Below are 15,953 nucleotides of genomic sequence, written 5' to 3'. Positions count from 1 at the left end.
CTTATTCCAGCTCCACCAGGGCACTTCCCTCACTGACCATTTCACCTTCCTGGCAATACAGCGCCTTGACCACCCCGGCTTGCGGTGCGCGGATGCTGTGTTCCATCTTCATCGCTTCCAGAACCACCAGTTGCGCGCCAGCTTCGACGCTCTGCCCGGCTTGCACCAGAACCCGCACGATGCTGCCGTTCATGGGCGCGGTCAGGCCGCCATGATGGCCGTGGCTGGCCTCCACCGCGGCAATCGGGTCATAGGCCGTGACCCGGTGCATCTCGCCCTGCCACTTCAGGTACAGGCTGTCGCCCTGGCGAATCGCCCGGTGCTGCTGGCGCAGCCCCTTGTGTTCGATCGACAGCTGCTCGCCGTGCAAGGCCATGGCCGTGTTGTGGGTGTCCAGCGTGATCGCCCGGTCCTGGCCCTCGCAGTCGAGGTGCAGCACTGTTTCCCGCGGCAGGCCGATGCGCAGGCCGCTGGCCTTGGCCCAGGGCGAGTGACGGTCGTCGATGCGCGTCTGGTCCGGCTGGCTCTGGGCGAACGCCTGGGCGGCGGCTTGCCAGAACTCGTCGCTCAAGGCGCTGGCCGGTGGCAGCAACTGGTCCTGATAGCGCGGGATAAAGCCGGTATCCAGCTCGGCGGCGGCGAAGGCCGGATGGGCGATGATGCGCCGCAGGAACGCCAGGTTGGTCTTCAGCCCGCCAATGGCGAACTCGTCGAGCATGCCCAGCAGGCGCAAACGCGCCTGCTCGCGGTTTTCGCCCCAGGCAATCAGTTTGCCGAGCATCGGGTCGTAGAACGGCGACACGCTGTCGCCTTGCTCGACGCCGCTGTCCACCCGACGTCCAGGACCCGACGCCGATTCGCGGTACAGCGCTAGGCGCCCGGTGGCCGGGAGGAAGTCATTGCCCGGGTCCTCGGCGTACAGCCGCACTTCGATCGCATGCCCGATCAGCGGCACCTGATCCTGGGTGATTGGCAGCGCTTCGCCCTGGGCCACGCGGATTTGCCAGGCCACCAGGTCCAGCCCGGTGATGGCTTCGGTGACCGGGTGCTCCACTTGCAGGCGGGTGTTCATTTCCATGAAGAAGAATTCGCCGCGCGAATCCAGCAGGAACTCCACGGTACCGGCGCCGACGTAACCGATGGCCTGCGCTGCGCGCACCGCGGCTTCGCCCATGGCCTTGCGCTGCTCGACGCTCAGGCCGGGGGCCGGGGCTTCTTCGACGACTTTCTGGTGGCGCCGCTGGATCGAGCAGTCGCGCTCGTTGAGGTACAGGCAGTTGCCGTGCTGGTCGGCGAACACCTGGATCTCCACGTGACGCGGCTTGAGCACGTACTTTTCCACCAGCATCCGCGAATCGCCGAAGGACGACTGCGCCTCACGCTGGGCCGAGGCCAGGGCTTCGGCCAGCTGGCTGACGTCCACCACCACTTTCATGCCCTTGCCGCCACCGCCAGCGGTGGCCTTGAGCAGTACCGGGTAGCCGATGCGTTCGGCGGCGACGCGGAAGGTTTCCAGGTCCTGGGCTTCGCCGTGGTAACCGGGGACCAGGGGCACGCCAGCGGTTTCCATCAGTGCCTTGGCCGCCGATTTGCTGCCCATGGCGTCGATGGCCGACGCCGGCGGGCCGAGGAAGATCAGGCCAGCGGCTTCGATGGCGCGGGCGAAGCCGGCGTTCTCCGACAGAAAACCGTAGCCCGGGTGAATCGCCTGGGCGCCGCTGGCCTTGGCGGCGGCAATCAGTTTGTCGATCTGCAGGTAGCTGTCGGCGGCCTTGCTGCCGCCCAGGTCGATGCGCAGGTCGGCTTCGCGGCTGTGGCGGGCGTCACGGTCGGTGGCGCTGTGCACGGCCACGGTGGTCAGGCCCAGGGCCTTGGCGGTGCGCATCACGCGGCAGGCGATCTCGCCGCGGTTGGCCACCAGCAGGGTGGTCAGGACAGGGGCGCTCATTAACGCGACTCCTTGGTGATCTGGTCGGGCTGCCAGCTGGGCGAGCGCTTTTGCAGAAAGGCGCGCAGGCCTTCCTGGCCTTCGGGGCTGACGCGGATGCGGGCAATGGCGTTTTCGCAGTAACGGCGCAGGGCCGGGGTCAGGGCGCCGTTGCCGACTTCGCGCAGCAGGTCCTTGCTGGCGCGCATGGCGCACGGGCTGTTGAGCAGCAGGTTGTCGATCCACGACGCCACTTGTTGTTCCAGCTCGGTCGTCGGGTAGCTTTCCGCCAGCAGGCCGATTTCCCGGGCCCGCTGGCCGCTGAAGCGCTCGGCGGTCAGGGCGTAGCGGCGCGCCGCGCGTTCGCCGATAGCCTGCACCACGAACGGGCTGATCACCGCCGGGGCCAGGCCGATGCGTACTTCCGAGAGGCAGAACTGCGCGTCGTCGGCACCGATGGCCATGTCGCAGCAACTGATCAGGCCCAGGGCGCCGCCAAAGGCCGCGCCTTGCACCACGGCCAGGGTCGGGATCTTCAGCTTGGCCAGGTTGTACATCAGTTCGGCCAGCTCGCGGGCGTCGTCGAGGTTGGTGTGGTAGTCGAGTTCGGCCGACTGCTGCATCCAGGCCAGGTCGGCGCCGGCGCTGAAATGCTTGCCGCGGCCGCGCACCAGCAGGAAACGCAGGGCCGGATCGCTTTGCACCTGATCCAGGGCGAGGATCAGCTCGCGGATCATTTCGGCGTTGAAGGCGTTGTTCTTTTCCTCACGGCTGAGCCACAGGGTAGCGAAGCCACGCGGGTCCTTCAGCAGTTCCAGGGTGTTGAAGTCGTTCATGTCGGTTTCGCTCCGGGTCACATGCGGAACACGCCGAAGCGGCTCTGTTCGATAGGGGCGTTGAGGGACGCGGACAGGGCCAGCGCCAGGACATCGCGGGTCTGCGCCGGGTCGATGACGCCGTCGTCCCACAGCCGGGCGCTGGAGTAATACGGATGGCCCTGGTGTTCGTACTGGTCGAGGATCGGCTGCTTGATCTCGGCTTCCTGGGCGGCGCTGAATGGCTGCCCGCCGCGTTCGGCCTGCTCGCGCTTGACCTGCACCAGCACCCCGGCGGCCTGCTCGGCGCCCATCACGCCGATCCTCGCGTTGGGCCACATCCACAGGAAACGTGGGTCGTAGGCGCGGCCGCACATGCCGTAGTTACCGGCGCCGAAGCTGCCGCCGATGATCACCGTGAACTTCGGCACCTTGGCGCAGGCCACCGCGGTCACCAGCTTGGCGCCGTGCTTGGCGATGCCGCCGGCTTCGTATTTCTGCCCGACCATGAAGCCGGTGATGTTCTGCAGGAACAGCAGCGGGATGCCGCGCTGGCAGGCCAGTTCGATGAAGTGCGCGCCTTTCTGCGCGGCCTCGGCGAAGAGGATGCCGTTGTTGGCGAGGATGGCGATCGGGTAACCGTGCAGGTGGGCGAAGCCGCACACCAGGGTGGTGCCGAACAGCGCCTTGAACTCATCGAAGACCGAAGCGTCCACCAGCCGCGCAATGACTTCGCGCACATCGAAAGGTTGTTTGGCGTCCGCCGGGATCACTCCGTATAGCTCGTCGCTGGCATACAGCGGGGCGATCGGCGTGCGTTGCTGCAACTCGCCCTGTTTGCGCCAGTTGAGGTTGGCGATGCTGCGCCGGGCCAGGGCCAGGGCGTGTTCGTCGCTGTCGGCGTAGTGGTCGGCGACACCGGAGATCTTGCAGTGCACATCGGCGCCGCCGAGGTCTTCGGCGCTGACCACTTCACCGGTGGCGGCTTTCACCAGCGGCGGGCCGGCGAGGAAGATGGTGGCCTGTTCGCGGACCATGATCGCTTCGTCGGCCATGGCCGGCACGTAGGCGCCACCGGCGGTGCAGGAGCCCATGACCACGGCGATCTGCGGGATGCCCAGGGCGCTCATGTTGGCCTGGTTGAAGAAGATCCGCCCGAAGTGCTCGCGGTCGGGGAACACCTCGTCCTGGCGCGGCAGGTTGGCGCCGCCCGAATCCACCAGGTAGATGCAGGGCAGGCGGTTCTGCTGGGCGATGGTCTGGGCGCGCAGGTGCTTTTTCACGGTCAGCGGGTAATAGGAGCCGCCTTTCACCGTGGCGTCGTTGGCCACGATCATGCATTCGACGCCTTCGACCCGGCCGATGCCGGCAATCACCCCGGCGGCCGGCACGTCTTCGCCATACACCTGATACGCCGCCAGCTGGCTGACTTCGAGGAAGGGCGAGCCCGGGTCGAGCAGGCGGTTGATGCGCTCGCGCGGCAGCAGTTTGCCACGCGAGGTGTGTCGTTCCTGGGCCTTGGCGCCACCGCCTTGCTGGACTTGGGCGAGCAGGGTGTGCAGGGCGTCGACCTGTTTGAGCATCGCTTCGCTGTTGGCGACGAACTCCGCCGAACGGGGATTGAGCTGGGTATGCAGGATAGCCATGGACAGCTCCGTTAGCGGGTTTCGTTGAACAGTTCGCGACCGATCAGCATGCGGCGGATTTCGCTGGTGCCGGCGCCGATTTCATACAACTTGGCGTCACGCAGCAGGCGGCCGGCGGGGAACTCGTTGATGTAGCCGTTGCCGCCGAGGATCTGGATCGCGTCCAGGGCCATCTGGGTGGCGCGTTCGGCGCTGTAGAGGATCACCCCGGCGGCGTCCTTGCGCGTGGTCTCGCCGCGCTCGCAGGCCTGGGCCACGGCATACAGGTAGGCGCGGCTGGCGTTGAGCTGGGTGTACATGTCGGCGACCTTGCCCTGGATCAGCTGGAACTCGCCGATGCTCTGGCCGAACTGCTTGCGGTCGTGGATGTAGGGCACCACCAGGTCCATGCAGGCCTGCATGATCCCGGTCGGGCCGCCGGAGAGCACCACGCGCTCGTAGTCCAGGCCGCTCATCAGCACCTTAACGCCGCCATTGAGCACGCCGAGGATGTTCTCTTCCGGGACTTCCACGTCGTCGAAGAACAGCTCGCAGGTGTTGGAGCCGCGCATGCCCAGCTTGTCGAACTTGTTGCTGCGGCTGAAGCCTTTCCAGTCGCGCTCGACGATAAACGCGGTGATGCCGTGCGGGCCCTTTTCCAGGTCGGTCTTGGCGTAGATCACATAGGTGTTGGCGTCGGGGCCGTTGGTGATCCAGGTCTTGCTGCCGTTGAGCACGTAGCGATCGCCACGCTTGTCGGCGCGCAGCTTCATCGAGACCACGTCGGAGCCGGCGTTGGGTTCGCTCATGGCCAGGGCGCCGATGTGTTCGCCGCTGATCAGCTTGGGCAGGTAGTGGCTTTTCTGTTGGTGGTTGCCGTTGCGGTTGATCTGGTTGACGCAGAGGTTGGAGTGGGCGCCGTAGGAGAGGGCGACCGAGGCCGAGCCGCGGCTGATTTCTTCCATGGCCACCACGTGGGCCAGGTAGCCCAGGCCGGCGCCGCCGTATTCTTCCGGCACGGTGATGCCCAGCAGGCCCATGTCGCCGAACTTGCGCCACATGTCGGCGGGGAACAGGTTGTCGATGTCGATCTGTGCCGCCCGTGGCGCCAGCTCGGCCTTGACGAAGGCCTGCACCTGGTCGCGGAGCATGTCGATGGTTTCGCCGAGGGCAAAGTTCAGGGTCGGATAGCTCATGGGGGCACCTTCAAACTTGTTTTTATGTAAGGGAGTCGGGCTGTGGGGAGCGGCTGATTCGGCTCTCACCTTTACGTTAACGTAAGCCTGCGACGGGTGGCTGTCAATCACCCTTTACGTAAACGTCAACTTGCGCCAGAGTAGGGGCGTTTTCGCTGGGGGCCAGGCTCCTTCGCTACATGCCTGGCTCATGCTTACCCACTAATAAAGACAATAGGGGTCATCATGGATCAACCCGCATCCGCGCCGGGGCGCAGTTACACTCGCGGCACGCAGGACAAGGCCTTGCTGGCGCTGACCATCGGTCAGGCGTTCGATCGCACGGTGGCGTCATACCCTCGGGGCGAAGCCCTGGTGGTGCGTCATCAGCAGCTGCGCTACAGCTGGCAGCAACTGGCCGAAACCGTCGATCTGCATGCCCGGGCGCTGCTGGCCCTGGGGCTCAAGACCGGCGACCGGCTGGGCATCTGGGCCCCCAACTGTGCCCAGTGGTGCATCAGCCAGTTCGCCAGCGCCAAGATCGGCGCGATCCTGGTGAACATCAATCCGGCCTATCGCAGCTCCGAACTGGAATACGTGCTCAAGCAGTCCGGCTGCCAGTGGCTGGTGTGCGCCGGCGCGTTCAAGACCTCCGACTACCACGCCATGCTCCAGGGCCTGGCGCCCGAACTGGCGCAGCAGTCCATCGGCCAGCTGCAAAGCGAGCGCCTGCCGGATTTGCGCGGCGTGATCAGCCTCGACGCCCAGCCGCCGTCGGGCTTTCTGCCCTGGTCGCAGCTGGCCGACCTGGGGGCCGGCGTCAGCGTCGAAGCGCTGCGCGAACGCCAGGACAGCCTGGACCCCGACCAGGCGGTGAATATCCAGTACACCTCCGGCACCACCGGGTTCCCCAAGGGCGCGACCCTCAGTCACTACAACATCCTCAACAACGGTTACATGGTCGGCGAGAGCCTGGGCCTGGGCCACGAGGACCGCCTGGTGATCCCGGTGCCGCTGTACCACTGCTTCGGCATGGTCATGGGCAACCTGGGCTGCGTGACCCACGGCACGACCATGATCTACCCCAACGATGCCTTCGATCCGCTGCTGACCCTGGGCGCCGTGGCCGAGGAAAAGGCCACTGGGCTGTACGGCGTGCCGACCATGTTCATTGCCATGCTCGACCAGCCACGGCGGGCCGAGTTCGACCTGTCGAGCCTGCGCACCGGGATCATGGCCGGGGCCACCTGTCCGATCGAGGTGATGCGGCGGGTGATCAGCGAGATGCACATGAGCGAAGTGCAGATCGCCTACGGCATGACCGAAACCAGCCCGGTGTCGTTGCAGACCGGCCCGGCGGACGAGCTTGAGCTGCGCGTGACCACGGTCGGCCGCACCCAGCCGCAGCTGGAAAGCAAGATCATCGACGAGGCGGGCAATATCGTGCCGCGCGGCACTATCGGCGAGCTCTGTACCCGCGGTTACAGCGTGATGCTGGGCTACTGGAACAACCTCCAGGGCACGGCCGAAGCCATCGACCAGGCCGGCTGGATGCACACCGGCGACCTGGCGACCATGAACGAGCAGGGTTACGTGTGCATCGCCGGGCGTAACAAGGACATGATCATCCGCGGCGGCGAGAACATTTATCCGCGCGAGCTGGAGGAGTTTTTCTTCACCCACCCGGCGGTGGCCGACGTGCAGGTGATCGGCATCCCGTGCTCGAAATATGGCGAAGAGATCGTCGCCTGGATCAAGTTCCACCCCGGCCATAGCGCCAGCGAGGAGGAGCTGCAGGCCTGGTGCAAGGCGCGTATCGCTCACTTCAAGACGCCGCGTTACTTCAAGTTCGTCGAGGAATTCCCGATGACCGTGACCGGCAAGATCCAGAAGTTCAGGATGCGCGAGATCAGCATCGAGGAGTTGCGCGTGCGTTCCTGAGCCATTCGAGCTGGCTCCCGCGAATATGTGCGGGAGCGGCTCGCGAGCCGTTTTTTGGGGGGGGGCGCAGCCGAGTCAGGAGAGGGGAGGGAAACTGGAAGGCCGGAAAGCACAAAGGGGAGCCGAAGCTCCCCTTTAATTTTTGTCGTTGCGTGCTCTTTTTTTATTATTGAGGGGCGGTCTGTTGTTGTTTTTGGCAACCGTTACCCTTTACCGCTGTTTTTGGCGATCCCCATCCGGGATCAAGAGCAAACGTATTTTTTTGAGCGCTGATCTATTTTCTCGCTTGAGCGACCAACCAGTTCGGGAGCTACCTTGGGGTAGTTTTATTGTTCTCTGCCCGGTTGCGGGTGGCTCTTATTGTTAAAGACACCCTGGAAAACACATCCTCTCCAAAAAAATCTGTTAGCTGCGTCTCTGCCGTGTTGTTTTTGTTATGTCAGAGTCGTTTCGTCTTATTTTTATTAGCTTTGCTGCTTTTTATTCTTGTTATGCCAGAGATATAGCAGAAGCCATGCCAACTTTTTAAAGTCCTTTAAAATCAATTGCTTGATAAAAATGGCCTTTCATCTGTACCGCTAGAAAATCGACAAACTGTTTCCGTGTTACCCGTTTCGAGCGTGCGCCAGAGCGGCCGGTAACACCCCGAAACAGGCGTGCCCCTCAACCTGGGTAACGGGCCTTGGCGACGCGCGAGCCGGTGGGCCGCCCCAGCACGGAGCAGATCTGCTGGCCGGCGAGGATCAGGCGCTCCATGTCGATACCGGTTTCGATGCCCAGCCCGTTGAGCAGGTACAGCACGTCCTCGCTGGCGACGTTGCCGCTGGCGCCCTTGGCATAGGGGCAGCCGCCGAGCCCGGCGATCGAGCTGTCGAACACCGCGATGCCTTCCAGCAGGCTGGCGTAGATATTGGCCAGGGCCTGGCCATAAGTGTCGTGGAAGTGCCCGGCGAGCTTGTCCCGCGGAACATGGGCGGCCACCACCTCGAACATGCGGCGGGTAGCGCCGGCGGTGCCAGTGCCGATGGTGTCGCCCAGGGACACTTCGTAGCAGCCCATGCTGTACAGCTCGCGGGCGACCACGGCGACCTGTTCCGGCGCTACCTCGCCTTCGTAAGGGCAGCCCAGCACACAGGACACGTAACCGCGCACGGTAACGCCGTGCTGTTTCGCTGCTTCCATGATCGGCACGAAGCGTTCCAGGCTCTCGCTGATGGAGCAGTTGATGTTGCGCTGGGAAAACGCCTCGGAGGCGGCGGCGAACACCGCGACTTCCTTGACCCCGGCGGCCAGGGCGTCTTCGAAACCGCGCAGGTTCGGGGCGAGGGCGCCGTAGGTCACCCCCGGCTTGCGCTGGATCTGCGCGAACACCTCGGCGGACCCGGCCATCTGCGGCACCCATTTGGGCGAGACGAAACTGCCGACTTCTATATAGCCGAGCCCGGCCGCGCTCAGGGCATCCACCAGTTGCACCTTGTCGGCGACGCTGATGGGCTGGGCTTCGTTCTGCAAACCGTCGCGAGGACCGACTTCGACCAGGCGGACATGGGTGGGGAGGGACATGAGAGCTTTACCTATATTAAGTGGGCACTAATGTAGCCGCTGCCGCAGGCTGCGCTCGGCGACGAAGTCGACGCAAAACCAGGCGCTAAGGTCTGTCTGGCAGATTGTCTGTGTTGCTGGCGCGGCCGCTTTGCGGGCGATCGCAGCCTGGGGCGGTTACTGCACGGCGCTTTTCTGATTCTGGATGGTCTGCTCCAGCGCCTGGGTGCAGCGCTCTTCCGCGGTGTCCAGCTCCAGCTTCATCTGTTCGATGTCCAGCAACTGTTGCTCCAGCTGCTCACGGCGCTCGGCGATTTTCGCCAGCATGCTGTGCAGCTGCTTCAGGTTGCCGCTGCTGGGGTCGTAGAGTTCGATCAGTTCGCGGCATTCGGCCAGGGAGAAGCCGATGCGCTTGCCGCGCAGGATCAGCTTCAGGCTGACCTTGTCCCGTGGCGAGTAGATGCGTTCCTGGCCACGGCGTTCGGGGGCGAGCAGGCCTTGTTCTTCATAGAAACGGATGGCCCGGGTGGTGATGTCGAGCTCGCGGGCAAGGTCGGAAATGCTGTAGGTCTGGCTGCTCATGGGGGCACTCGAAAAAGGTCTTGGCGTTAAGCTAATTCGAGGTTGACGTATACGTCAAGCAGGATGCCGCCCTATCTGTAGAAGCGAGGCTTGCCCGCGATGGGTACGCTGAGGTTTCCCTGAACCACCACGTTCTCCCTTATCGCGGGCAAGCGTTGCGCCTGCACATCACTTTTCGAGTTTTTTCTCGTGGGCCGTCACCTGCTGGCACAGCTCGATCATCTGCTCGCGCATCCAGCGGTTGGCCGGGTCCTGGTCGGTGCTTTCGTGCCAATAGAGGTGGGTTTCCAGCGGCGGCACGTCGTTGACCGGCAGGTTGAACGCCTGCAGGTCATGGCGCCGGGCGAAGCGCTCGGGCACGGTCATGACCATGTCGGTCTGCTGCAGCACTTGCGAGGCCATCAGGTAATGCTGGGAACGCAGGGCGATCTTGCGCTGGATGCCCATCTTACCCAGGGCCAGGTCGACGTAACCCAGGCCGCTGCGACGGCTGGAAATATGGATGTGGGTCAGCGACAGGTAGTCGTCGAGGCTGAGTTTTTCCTTGTTCGCCAGCGGGTGGCTCTTGCGCATGGCGCACACATAGCGGTCTTCCATCAGCTTGACGTGACGGACCTGCGGGTCGGTGTTGAGCGGGGCATCGACGGCGAAATCCAGGCGGCCGGCGGCCAGTTCCTTGGTGGTTTCCCGGCGTTTGGACAGGAAACTCTCGATGATCACCGTGGGCGCCAGGCGCCGCAGGCGCTGGAACAGCGGCGGCAGGATCACCGCCTCGGTCAGGTCGGTCATGCTGATGCGGTAGGTCTTGACCGCCTGCAAGGGGTTGAAGATGCGGCTTTCCTGCACCGACACCCGCAGCAGCGAAAGGGCGTTGCGCACCGGGCCGATGATGTTCTGCGCCATGGGCGTGGGCACCATGCCCTGGGCGGTCCGCACGAACAGCGGGTCGTTGAAGGTCTCGCGCAGGCGGGCCAGGGCATTGGAGACAGCGGGCTGAGTGATGCCGACGATTTGTCCGGCGCGGGTCAGGTTGGCTTCGGTGTAGATCGCGTCGAAGACGATGAAAAGGTTGAGGTCGACCTTGCTCAGATTCATTGCGCTGCACTCTTATTGTTAGGGGCCGGTATTGTTAGGGCCGGAGGCTGGACTGATTGGCCTGCCGAATCAGTCAATCATATATCGGTGATGAATGTTAATACACGCCGAGAATAGGCTAGGTAAATTTTCGTAAGCTGTTCTAGCATCGGTTCCATGCCCTCAACCACCTCGCCAAGAAGGTAGCTGCCCATGGATTTCGCCTATTCACCCAAGGTTCAGGAACTGCGTGAGCGCGTGACCGCGTTCATGGACACCTATGTCTATCCGGCTGAAGCGGTGTTCGAACGCCAGGTCGCCGAAGGCGATCGCTGGCAGCCGACGGCGATCATGGAAGAGCTCAAACTCAAGGCCAAGGCCGAGGGCTTGTGGAACCTGTTTCTGCCCGAGTCGGAACTCGGCGCCGGCCTGACCAACCTGGAATACGCGCCGCTGGCGGAAATCATGGGCCGCTCCCTGCTGGGGCCGGAACCCTTCAACTGCTCGGCACCGGACACCGGCAACATGGAAGTGCTGGTGCGTTACGCCAATGAAGAGCAGAAGCAACGCTGGCTGGAGCCGCTGCTGCGCGGCGAGATCCGCTCCGCCTTCGCCATGACCGAGCCGGACGTGGCGTCGTCCGACGCCACCAACATGGCCGCCCGCGCCGTGCGCGATGGCGATGAATGGGTGATCAACGGCAAGAAGTGGTGGACCTCGGGGGCCTGCGACCCGCGTTGCAAGATCCTGATCTTCATGGGGCTGAGTAACCCCGATGCGCCGCGCCACCAGCAGCACTCGATGATCCTGGTGCCGGTCGACACCCCCGGGGTGAAGATTGTCCGGCCGCTGCCGGTGTTCGGTTACGACGACGCTCCCCACGGCCATGCCGAAGTGCTGTTCGACAATGTGCGGGTGCCGTACGAGAACGTGCTGCTGGGCGAAGGCCGTGGTTTCGAGATCGCCCAGGGCCGCCTTGGCCCGGGCCGGATTCACCACTGCATGCGTTCGATCGGCGTGGCCGAGCGCGCGCTGGAACTGATGTGCAAGCGTTCGGTAAGTCGTACCGCATTCGGCAAGCCGCTGGCGCGCCTGGGCGGCAATATCGACAAGATCGCCGACTCGCGGATGGAGATCGACATGGCACGCCTGCTGACCCTGAAGGCGGCATACATGATGGACACCGTCGGCAACAAGGTGGCGAAAAGCGAGATTGCCCAGATCAAGGTGGTGGCGCCGAACGTGGCCTTGAAGGTGATCGACCGGGCCATCCAGATTCATGGCGGGGCCGGGGTCTCCAACGATTTCCCGCTGGCCTACATGTACGCCATGCAGCGTACGCTGCGCCTGGCCGACGGCCCGGACGAAGTACACCGTGCGGCCATCGGCAAGTTCGAAATCGGCAAGTACGTGCCCAAGGAAATGCTGCGCAGCGGGCATTAAAGCGATCGCGGGCAAGCCTCGCTCCTATGGAAGAATCTGTAGGAGCGAGGCTTGCCCGCGATGGCGTCCTCGATTACACCGCTGGTTTCTCTCTCAATACACCCAGACTTCCACCCGCCGATTCTTGATCCGCCCCTCGTCCGCGGTATTGGCCGCGACCGGCATCTGCGCGCCAAAACCGCGGATCTCGCGCAACACCACACCGTTTCTCACCAGTTCCCGGCGCACGGTCATGGCTCTGAGCTTGGACAGCAGCGCCGCGCGTGCCTGATCGTTCTTGGCATCGCCGAAGCCGACCAGGGTCACGCGCTTGGCCAGCTTGTCGTGCCGCTTGAGAAAGTCCAGGACCCGTGGCAGGTCCTGGCGCGCCTTGTTGTCGAGGGTGGCGCTGCCTTCCTCGAAGCGAAAATTCACGGTCAGGCGCTGCGCCTGCCGGGCGATGGCCTGGTAACCCTCGGGCATCTGCGGGGCGGGGGCGACACTCATGGCCAGCACCGTCTGGGCAATAAAACCGTTGGCCGCGACTATGGCCTGGCCCCTGGCGCTCTGGGCGAAACGCACCAGGGCCCTGGCCCAGGGGTTTTGCTCATCGGGCGGCAGGTAGAAGTACAGGCGCCGTGACAGTGGGTAGTCCTCGGTGGCGATCAGGCTGTCGAGGGGCAGCATCGGTTGCGAGCCGCCGTCGACAATCGCCACGGTCTTGGCCTGGCGCACATAAGGCAGGCCGATAAAACCGATGCCCTGGGGATCGCGGCTGACCGCGTCGGAGAGTCGTTCGCTGGACTCGAAGCGTTTCGCTGTGGCGCTCAGGTTCTTGTTGCGGCGTGCCAGCACCAGTTCCTTGAAGGTGTCGTAGGTGCCGGAGCGGTCATCGCGGGCGTACAGGTGAATGGCGCCGCCGACGCCACCCAGTTCTTCCCAGGTTTTCACCTCGCCGCTGAACACCCGCGCCAGTTGTTCGGTGTCCAGCCGCGCCAGCGGGTTGTGCGGGTGGAGGATGATGGCCAGGCCGTCGATGGCGATCACCTGTTCGGCGTCGGGGTCTTTCAGGTCGCCGAGGGCTTCCAACTCCACCAGTTCGCTGTCCTTGATCGGCCGCGACGCGGCGGCGAGGTCGGCGCTGGCGTTCTTCAACGCGGCAAAGCCGGTACTGGAGCCATGCGCGGCGATCTCGACGACAACGCGCTGGCCCTGGGCATTCTGGCCGGTCACCCGACGTTCGTTGTCTTTGCCCGTCGCCTCGATCCGTATGTCGAGCAAACCCTGTTCTTGCATCAGGCCCTTGACCAGGGCCGGGCCCAGCGCGGCACCGATAGTGTTGGAGCCCTGGATGCGCAGCACCGGCTGGTTGTCGCCAGCCAGGGGCAGGGCGGCGAACACCGACCAGGGCAGGGCGTAGCAGACGAAGCCGACCAGCAGCAGGCAGAGGGTTCGGCACCAGAGGTCCGGTTCACTGACGGTACAAACGCGTGACATGCGGCAATGGCCTTCTATGGCGGGAGCGAGTGCGGCGAGATTAAGTCAGGGAGGTGACGGGGATGTGACGGTTGATGGGGGGAATCGGAGCGTTCCCCTGGCTTTTCAGAATGCTCTTAAAGACCCGGCACGGCAGGCTCAGTAGAGTTGAAAACTTTGTCTGGAGGGGAATTGGCGCACGCCGACTCTCGTCGTCACCAGGCGTCGATGCAGCCCTGGCTGCAATTTGCTTGTGTCAAAGGAGTATGAAATGAGTGGCTGGTTCGAGCTGAAGCAATATGGCAGCGGTGGTTTCAGGTTCTTGCTGAAGTCCAAGGACGCGCAGACCATGCTTCAAAGCGACCGTTACCCTTGTCGTGAGAGTGTCGAGGCAGCCATTGCGCTGCTCCGCAAGCACTGCACGTCCCCGGGTAGTTACGAAAAGAAGATCGCCCCTGGTGGCAAACCTTACTTCAATCTCAAGGCCGGCAAGGAGGTGATCCTGGTCAGCCACTTGTATGACTCGGAGCCGACCCGTGAGTCCGCCATCGAGGCCATCATGCAGGCTGGCACCAGCACCCGGATCGAGCTGTGCTGAGACGCTGAAGCATTAAAAAAGCCCATCTCAGGATGGGCTTTTTTGTGCCGGGCGATCAGCTCAGTTCGAGCCAGATCGGGGCGTGGTCGGAAGGTTTCTCCATGCCGCGCAGGTCGTAGTCGACCCCGGCATCCTTGATCCGTGGCAGCAGGCCGCGAGAGGCCATGATCAGGTCGATGCGCAGGCCGCGCTTGGGCTCGTCCTCGAAACCGCGGCTGCGGTAGTCGAACCAGCTGAAACGATCGGCCACCTCGGGGTTGAGGTGGCGGAAACTGTCCACCAGGCCCCAGTTCTTCAGGCGGGCCATCCACTCGCGCTCTTCCGGCAGGAAGCTGCACTTGCCGGTTTTCAGCCAGCGTTTCATGTTGTCCGGGCCGATGCCGATGTCGCAGTCTTCTGGGGAAATGTTCACGTCGCCCATGACCACCAGCGGCTGCTCATTGCTGAAGCGGGTTTCCAGCAGGTGCTGCAGGTCGCTGTAGAAACGTTGCTTGGCCGGGAACTTGGTGGGGTGGTCGCGGCTTTCGCCCTGGGGGAAGTAGCCGTTCATGATGGTCACCGGGGTGCCATCGACATCGGCGAAGGTGCCCCAGATAAAACGCCGCTGGGCATCTTCATCGTCGCCATCGAAGCCTTTGTACAGGTCCAGCGGCGCCTGGCGCGAGAGCAGGGCGACGCCGTAGTGGCCTTTCTGCCCGTGGTAATGCACGTGATAACCCAGCGCCTGGACTTCGGCCAGGGGGAACTGGTCGTCCGACACCTTGGTTTCCTGCAGGCCGATGACGTCCGGTTGATGCTTTTCGATCAGCGCCGCCAACTGATGGGGGCGGGCGCGCAGCCCGTTGATGTTGAACGAGACGATCTTCATGGTCGGCAGTCCTGGCAAAACTGCGATGCTAGCCGACAAGTCGCGCGGCGGCCAGCGTGGCGGCAGGGCAGATGCGCTGCTAAGGTCCATGGGCGGTGGAGCGATCATGAGCCTGAAAGGTTCGTAGCTATAACAACCGCGCAGAAGAACGCCGCCACCCAGCGCGGCCACTTCAAGCCGGGCCCAGGGGGAGACCAATCGCCATGCCTGAAACCTCGACTGCCATCGCCGACATTCACATGCTCGACAGCGGCTATGCCCGCGAAGCCCGTTCCCTGCTGTATCAGGCTTATCGCCACGAGCCGACCTTCGCTTATCTGTTCGAGTCCGAACGCCCGGGTTACGAACAACGGGTGCGGGCCACGGTGCGGGAGCTGGTCAAGCAGCACTTCATTCAGGACCTGCCGGCCATCGGCCTGTTGGTCAATGACCGGCTGATCGGTATCGCCCTGATCGCGCCGCCCCAGCGTCGCCTGGGCATTACCGAGAGTTGGGCCTGGCGCCTGCGCATGGTGCTCAGTACCGGTTTCCGTTGCACCCGGCGTTACCTGGACTATCACGCCGCGGTGCTGGGTTGCCTGCCCAGCGATTCAGTGCACGTCCTGCCCTTGCTGGGGATTCATCCGCAATTCCAGGGCAAGCATTTCGGTGAGCAGTTGCTGCAGGCGGTGCACAACTGGTGCGCGGTGGACGAGCACTCCCAGGGTGTGGTGCTGGACACCGGCAACCCGCGTTACCTGGCGTTCTATGAGCGCCAGGGTTATGAAGAGATTGGCGAGATCGCCGTCGGTCCGGTCCGCGAGCACGTTTTCTTTCACGCCAACCCGCAGGTTCTGCAAAGCGCGACCGGCTGAACAGAACTTTCCTCACATTTGTGCGCTCTATCGGGCTCCCAGCTCGTGATAGCA

The 15,953-nt window shown here is 63.7% G+C and carries 13 protein-coding genes; 4 read left to right on the top strand and 9 right to left on the bottom strand.

Annotated features, from left to right (window positions below; translation table 11 throughout):
* Nucleotide 1: 1 nt before the first annotated feature.
* The 4 genes from C4K27_RS20085 to C4K27_RS20070 are packed head-to-tail and all read right to left on the bottom strand — an operon-like array spanning nt 2 to nt 5,563.
* The gene (locus tag C4K27_RS20085; protein WP_053261867.1) at nt 2-1,948 is read right to left on the bottom strand and encodes an acetyl/propionyl/methylcrotonyl-CoA carboxylase subunit alpha; all 1,947 of its coding nucleotides are present in this window, start codon (nt 1,946-1,948) and stop codon (nt 2-4) included.
* Entirely contained in the window at nt 1,948-2,763 is an 816-nt protein-coding gene (locus tag C4K27_RS20080; RefSeq protein ID WP_053261866.1) for a gamma-carboxygeranoyl-CoA hydratase, read from the bottom strand. Before C4K27_RS20080 ends, C4K27_RS20085 begins: the two co-directional genes overlap by 1 nt.
* A gap of 17 nt (nt 2,764-2,780) precedes the next feature.
* Nucleotides 2,781-4,388, bottom strand: coding sequence for a carboxyl transferase domain-containing protein (locus tag C4K27_RS20075; RefSeq protein ID WP_053261865.1), 1,608 nt, complete (start codon nt 4,386-4,388; stop codon nt 2,781-2,783).
* A gap of 11 nt (nt 4,389-4,399) precedes the next feature.
* The gene (locus tag C4K27_RS20070; protein WP_007929657.1) at nt 4,400-5,563 is read right to left on the bottom strand and encodes an isovaleryl-CoA dehydrogenase; all 1,164 of its coding nucleotides are present in this window, start codon (nt 5,561-5,563) and stop codon (nt 4,400-4,402) included.
* A 225-nt stretch (nt 5,564-5,788) separates the two neighbouring features.
* Here C4K27_RS20070 and C4K27_RS20065 point away from each other — a divergent pair, with 225 nt between their 5' ends.
* A complete protein-coding gene (locus C4K27_RS20065; protein ID WP_053261864.1) occupies nt 5,789-7,483 on the top strand; it encodes an AMP-binding protein in 1,695 nt (564 codons plus the stop codon).
* 663 nt (nt 7,484-8,146) lie between these two features.
* Here C4K27_RS20065 and C4K27_RS20055 read toward each other — a convergent pair.
* The 3 genes from C4K27_RS20055 to C4K27_RS20045 all read right to left on the bottom strand — a co-directional run bounded on the left by C4K27_RS20055 (nt 8,147) and on the right by C4K27_RS20045 (nt 10,702).
* The gene (locus C4K27_RS20055) at nt 8,147-9,046 is read right to left on the bottom strand and encodes a hydroxymethylglutaryl-CoA lyase (RefSeq protein ID WP_038577780.1); all 900 of its coding nucleotides are present in this window, start codon (nt 9,044-9,046) and stop codon (nt 8,147-8,149) included.
* A gap of 156 nt (nt 9,047-9,202) precedes the next feature.
* Nucleotides 9,203-9,607, bottom strand: a complete 405-nt coding sequence (locus C4K27_RS20050) for a MerR family transcriptional regulator (protein ID WP_007929654.1) — start codon at nt 9,605-9,607, stop codon at nt 9,203-9,205.
* A 168-nt stretch (nt 9,608-9,775) separates the two neighbouring features.
* Nucleotides 9,776-10,702 carry a LysR family transcriptional regulator gene (locus tag C4K27_RS20045; protein WP_009044615.1) on the bottom strand — a complete coding sequence of 309 codons (927 nt, stop codon included), beginning with the start codon at nt 10,700-10,702 and terminating at the stop codon, nt 9,776-9,778.
* Between the two features lie 192 nt (nt 10,703-10,894).
* Here C4K27_RS20045 and C4K27_RS20040 point away from each other — a divergent pair, with 192 nt between their 5' ends.
* Nucleotides 10,895-12,124, top strand: a complete 1,230-nt coding sequence (locus tag C4K27_RS20040) for an acyl-CoA dehydrogenase (protein WP_053261863.1) — start codon at nt 10,895-10,897, stop codon at nt 12,122-12,124.
* Between the two features lie 93 nt (nt 12,125-12,217).
* On the opposite strand, the gene C4K27_RS20035 is transcribed toward C4K27_RS20040, so the two are convergent.
* On the bottom strand, nt 12,218-13,600 hold the full coding sequence (locus tag C4K27_RS20035; protein WP_053261862.1) for a substrate-binding domain-containing protein: 1,383 nt from the start codon (nt 13,598-13,600) through the stop codon (nt 12,218-12,220).
* 250 nt (nt 13,601-13,850) lie between these two features.
* On the opposite strand from C4K27_RS20035, the gene C4K27_RS20030 reads away from it, so the two are divergent.
* A complete protein-coding gene (locus C4K27_RS20030) occupies nt 13,851-14,177 on the top strand; it encodes a YegP family protein (protein WP_007929647.1) in 327 nt (108 codons plus the stop codon).
* Nucleotides 14,178-14,232: 55 nt separating this feature from the next.
* Here C4K27_RS20030 and xthA read toward each other — a convergent pair whose 3' ends face one another.
* On the bottom strand, nt 14,233-15,045 hold the full coding sequence (gene xthA, locus C4K27_RS20025; RefSeq protein WP_053261861.1) for an exodeoxyribonuclease III: 813 nt from the start codon (nt 15,043-15,045) through the stop codon (nt 14,233-14,235).
* Nucleotides 15,046-15,248: 203 nt separating this feature from the next.
* Between xthA and C4K27_RS20020 the strand changes: the two genes are divergently transcribed.
* Nucleotides 15,249-15,899, top strand: coding sequence for a GNAT family N-acetyltransferase (locus C4K27_RS20020; protein ID WP_009044610.1), 651 nt, complete (start codon nt 15,249-15,251; stop codon nt 15,897-15,899).
* Nucleotides 15,900-15,953 lie beyond the last annotated feature (54 nt).

Origin of the sequence: Pseudomonas chlororaphis subsp. chlororaphis (genome assembly GCF_003945765.1) — a bacterium.
Lineage (GTDB): Bacteria > Pseudomonadota > Gammaproteobacteria > Pseudomonadales > Pseudomonadaceae > Aquipseudomonas > Aquipseudomonas chlororaphis.
This window is presented reverse-complemented; position numbering and strand designations above follow the sequence as displayed.

Bases quoted from the DNA above. Each gene is read 5' to 3' on its own strand.
- C4K27_RS20085 (WP_053261867.1), bottom strand. From the start codon at position 1,948: ATGAGCGCCCCTGTCCTGACCACCCTGCTGGTGGCCAACCGCGGCGAG.
- C4K27_RS20080 (WP_053261866.1), bottom strand. From the start codon at position 2,763: ATGAACGACTTCAACACCCTGGAACTGCTGAAGGACCCGCGTGGCTTC.
- C4K27_RS20075 (WP_053261865.1), bottom strand. From the start codon at position 4,388: ATGGCTATCCTGCATACCCAGCTCAATCCCCGTTCGGCGGAGTTCGTC.
- C4K27_RS20070 (WP_007929657.1), bottom strand. From the start codon at position 5,563: ATGAGCTATCCGACCCTGAACTTTGCCCTCGGCGAAACCATCGACATG.
- C4K27_RS20065 (WP_053261864.1), top strand. From the start codon at position 5,789: ATGGATCAACCCGCATCCGCGCCGGGGCGCAGTTACACTCGCGGCACG.
- C4K27_RS20055 (WP_038577780.1), bottom strand. From the start codon at position 9,046: ATGTCCCTCCCCACCCATGTCCGCCTGGTCGAAGTCGGTCCTCGCGAC.
- C4K27_RS20050 (WP_007929654.1), bottom strand. From the start codon at position 9,607: ATGAGCAGCCAGACCTACAGCATTTCCGACCTTGCCCGCGAGCTCGAC.
- C4K27_RS20045 (WP_009044615.1), bottom strand. From the start codon at position 10,702: ATGAATCTGAGCAAGGTCGACCTCAACCTTTTCATCGTCTTCGACGCG.
- C4K27_RS20040 (WP_053261863.1), top strand. From the start codon at position 10,895: ATGGATTTCGCCTATTCACCCAAGGTTCAGGAACTGCGTGAGCGCGTG.
- C4K27_RS20035 (WP_053261862.1), bottom strand. From the start codon at position 13,600: ATGTCACGCGTTTGTACCGTCAGTGAACCGGACCTCTGGTGCCGAACC.
- C4K27_RS20030 (WP_007929647.1), top strand. From the start codon at position 13,851: ATGAGTGGCTGGTTCGAGCTGAAGCAATATGGCAGCGGTGGTTTCAGG.
- xthA (WP_053261861.1), bottom strand. From the start codon at position 15,045: ATGAAGATCGTCTCGTTCAACATCAACGGGCTGCGCGCCCGCCCCCAT.
- C4K27_RS20020 (WP_009044610.1), top strand. From the start codon at position 15,249: ATGCCTGAAACCTCGACTGCCATCGCCGACATTCACATGCTCGACAGC.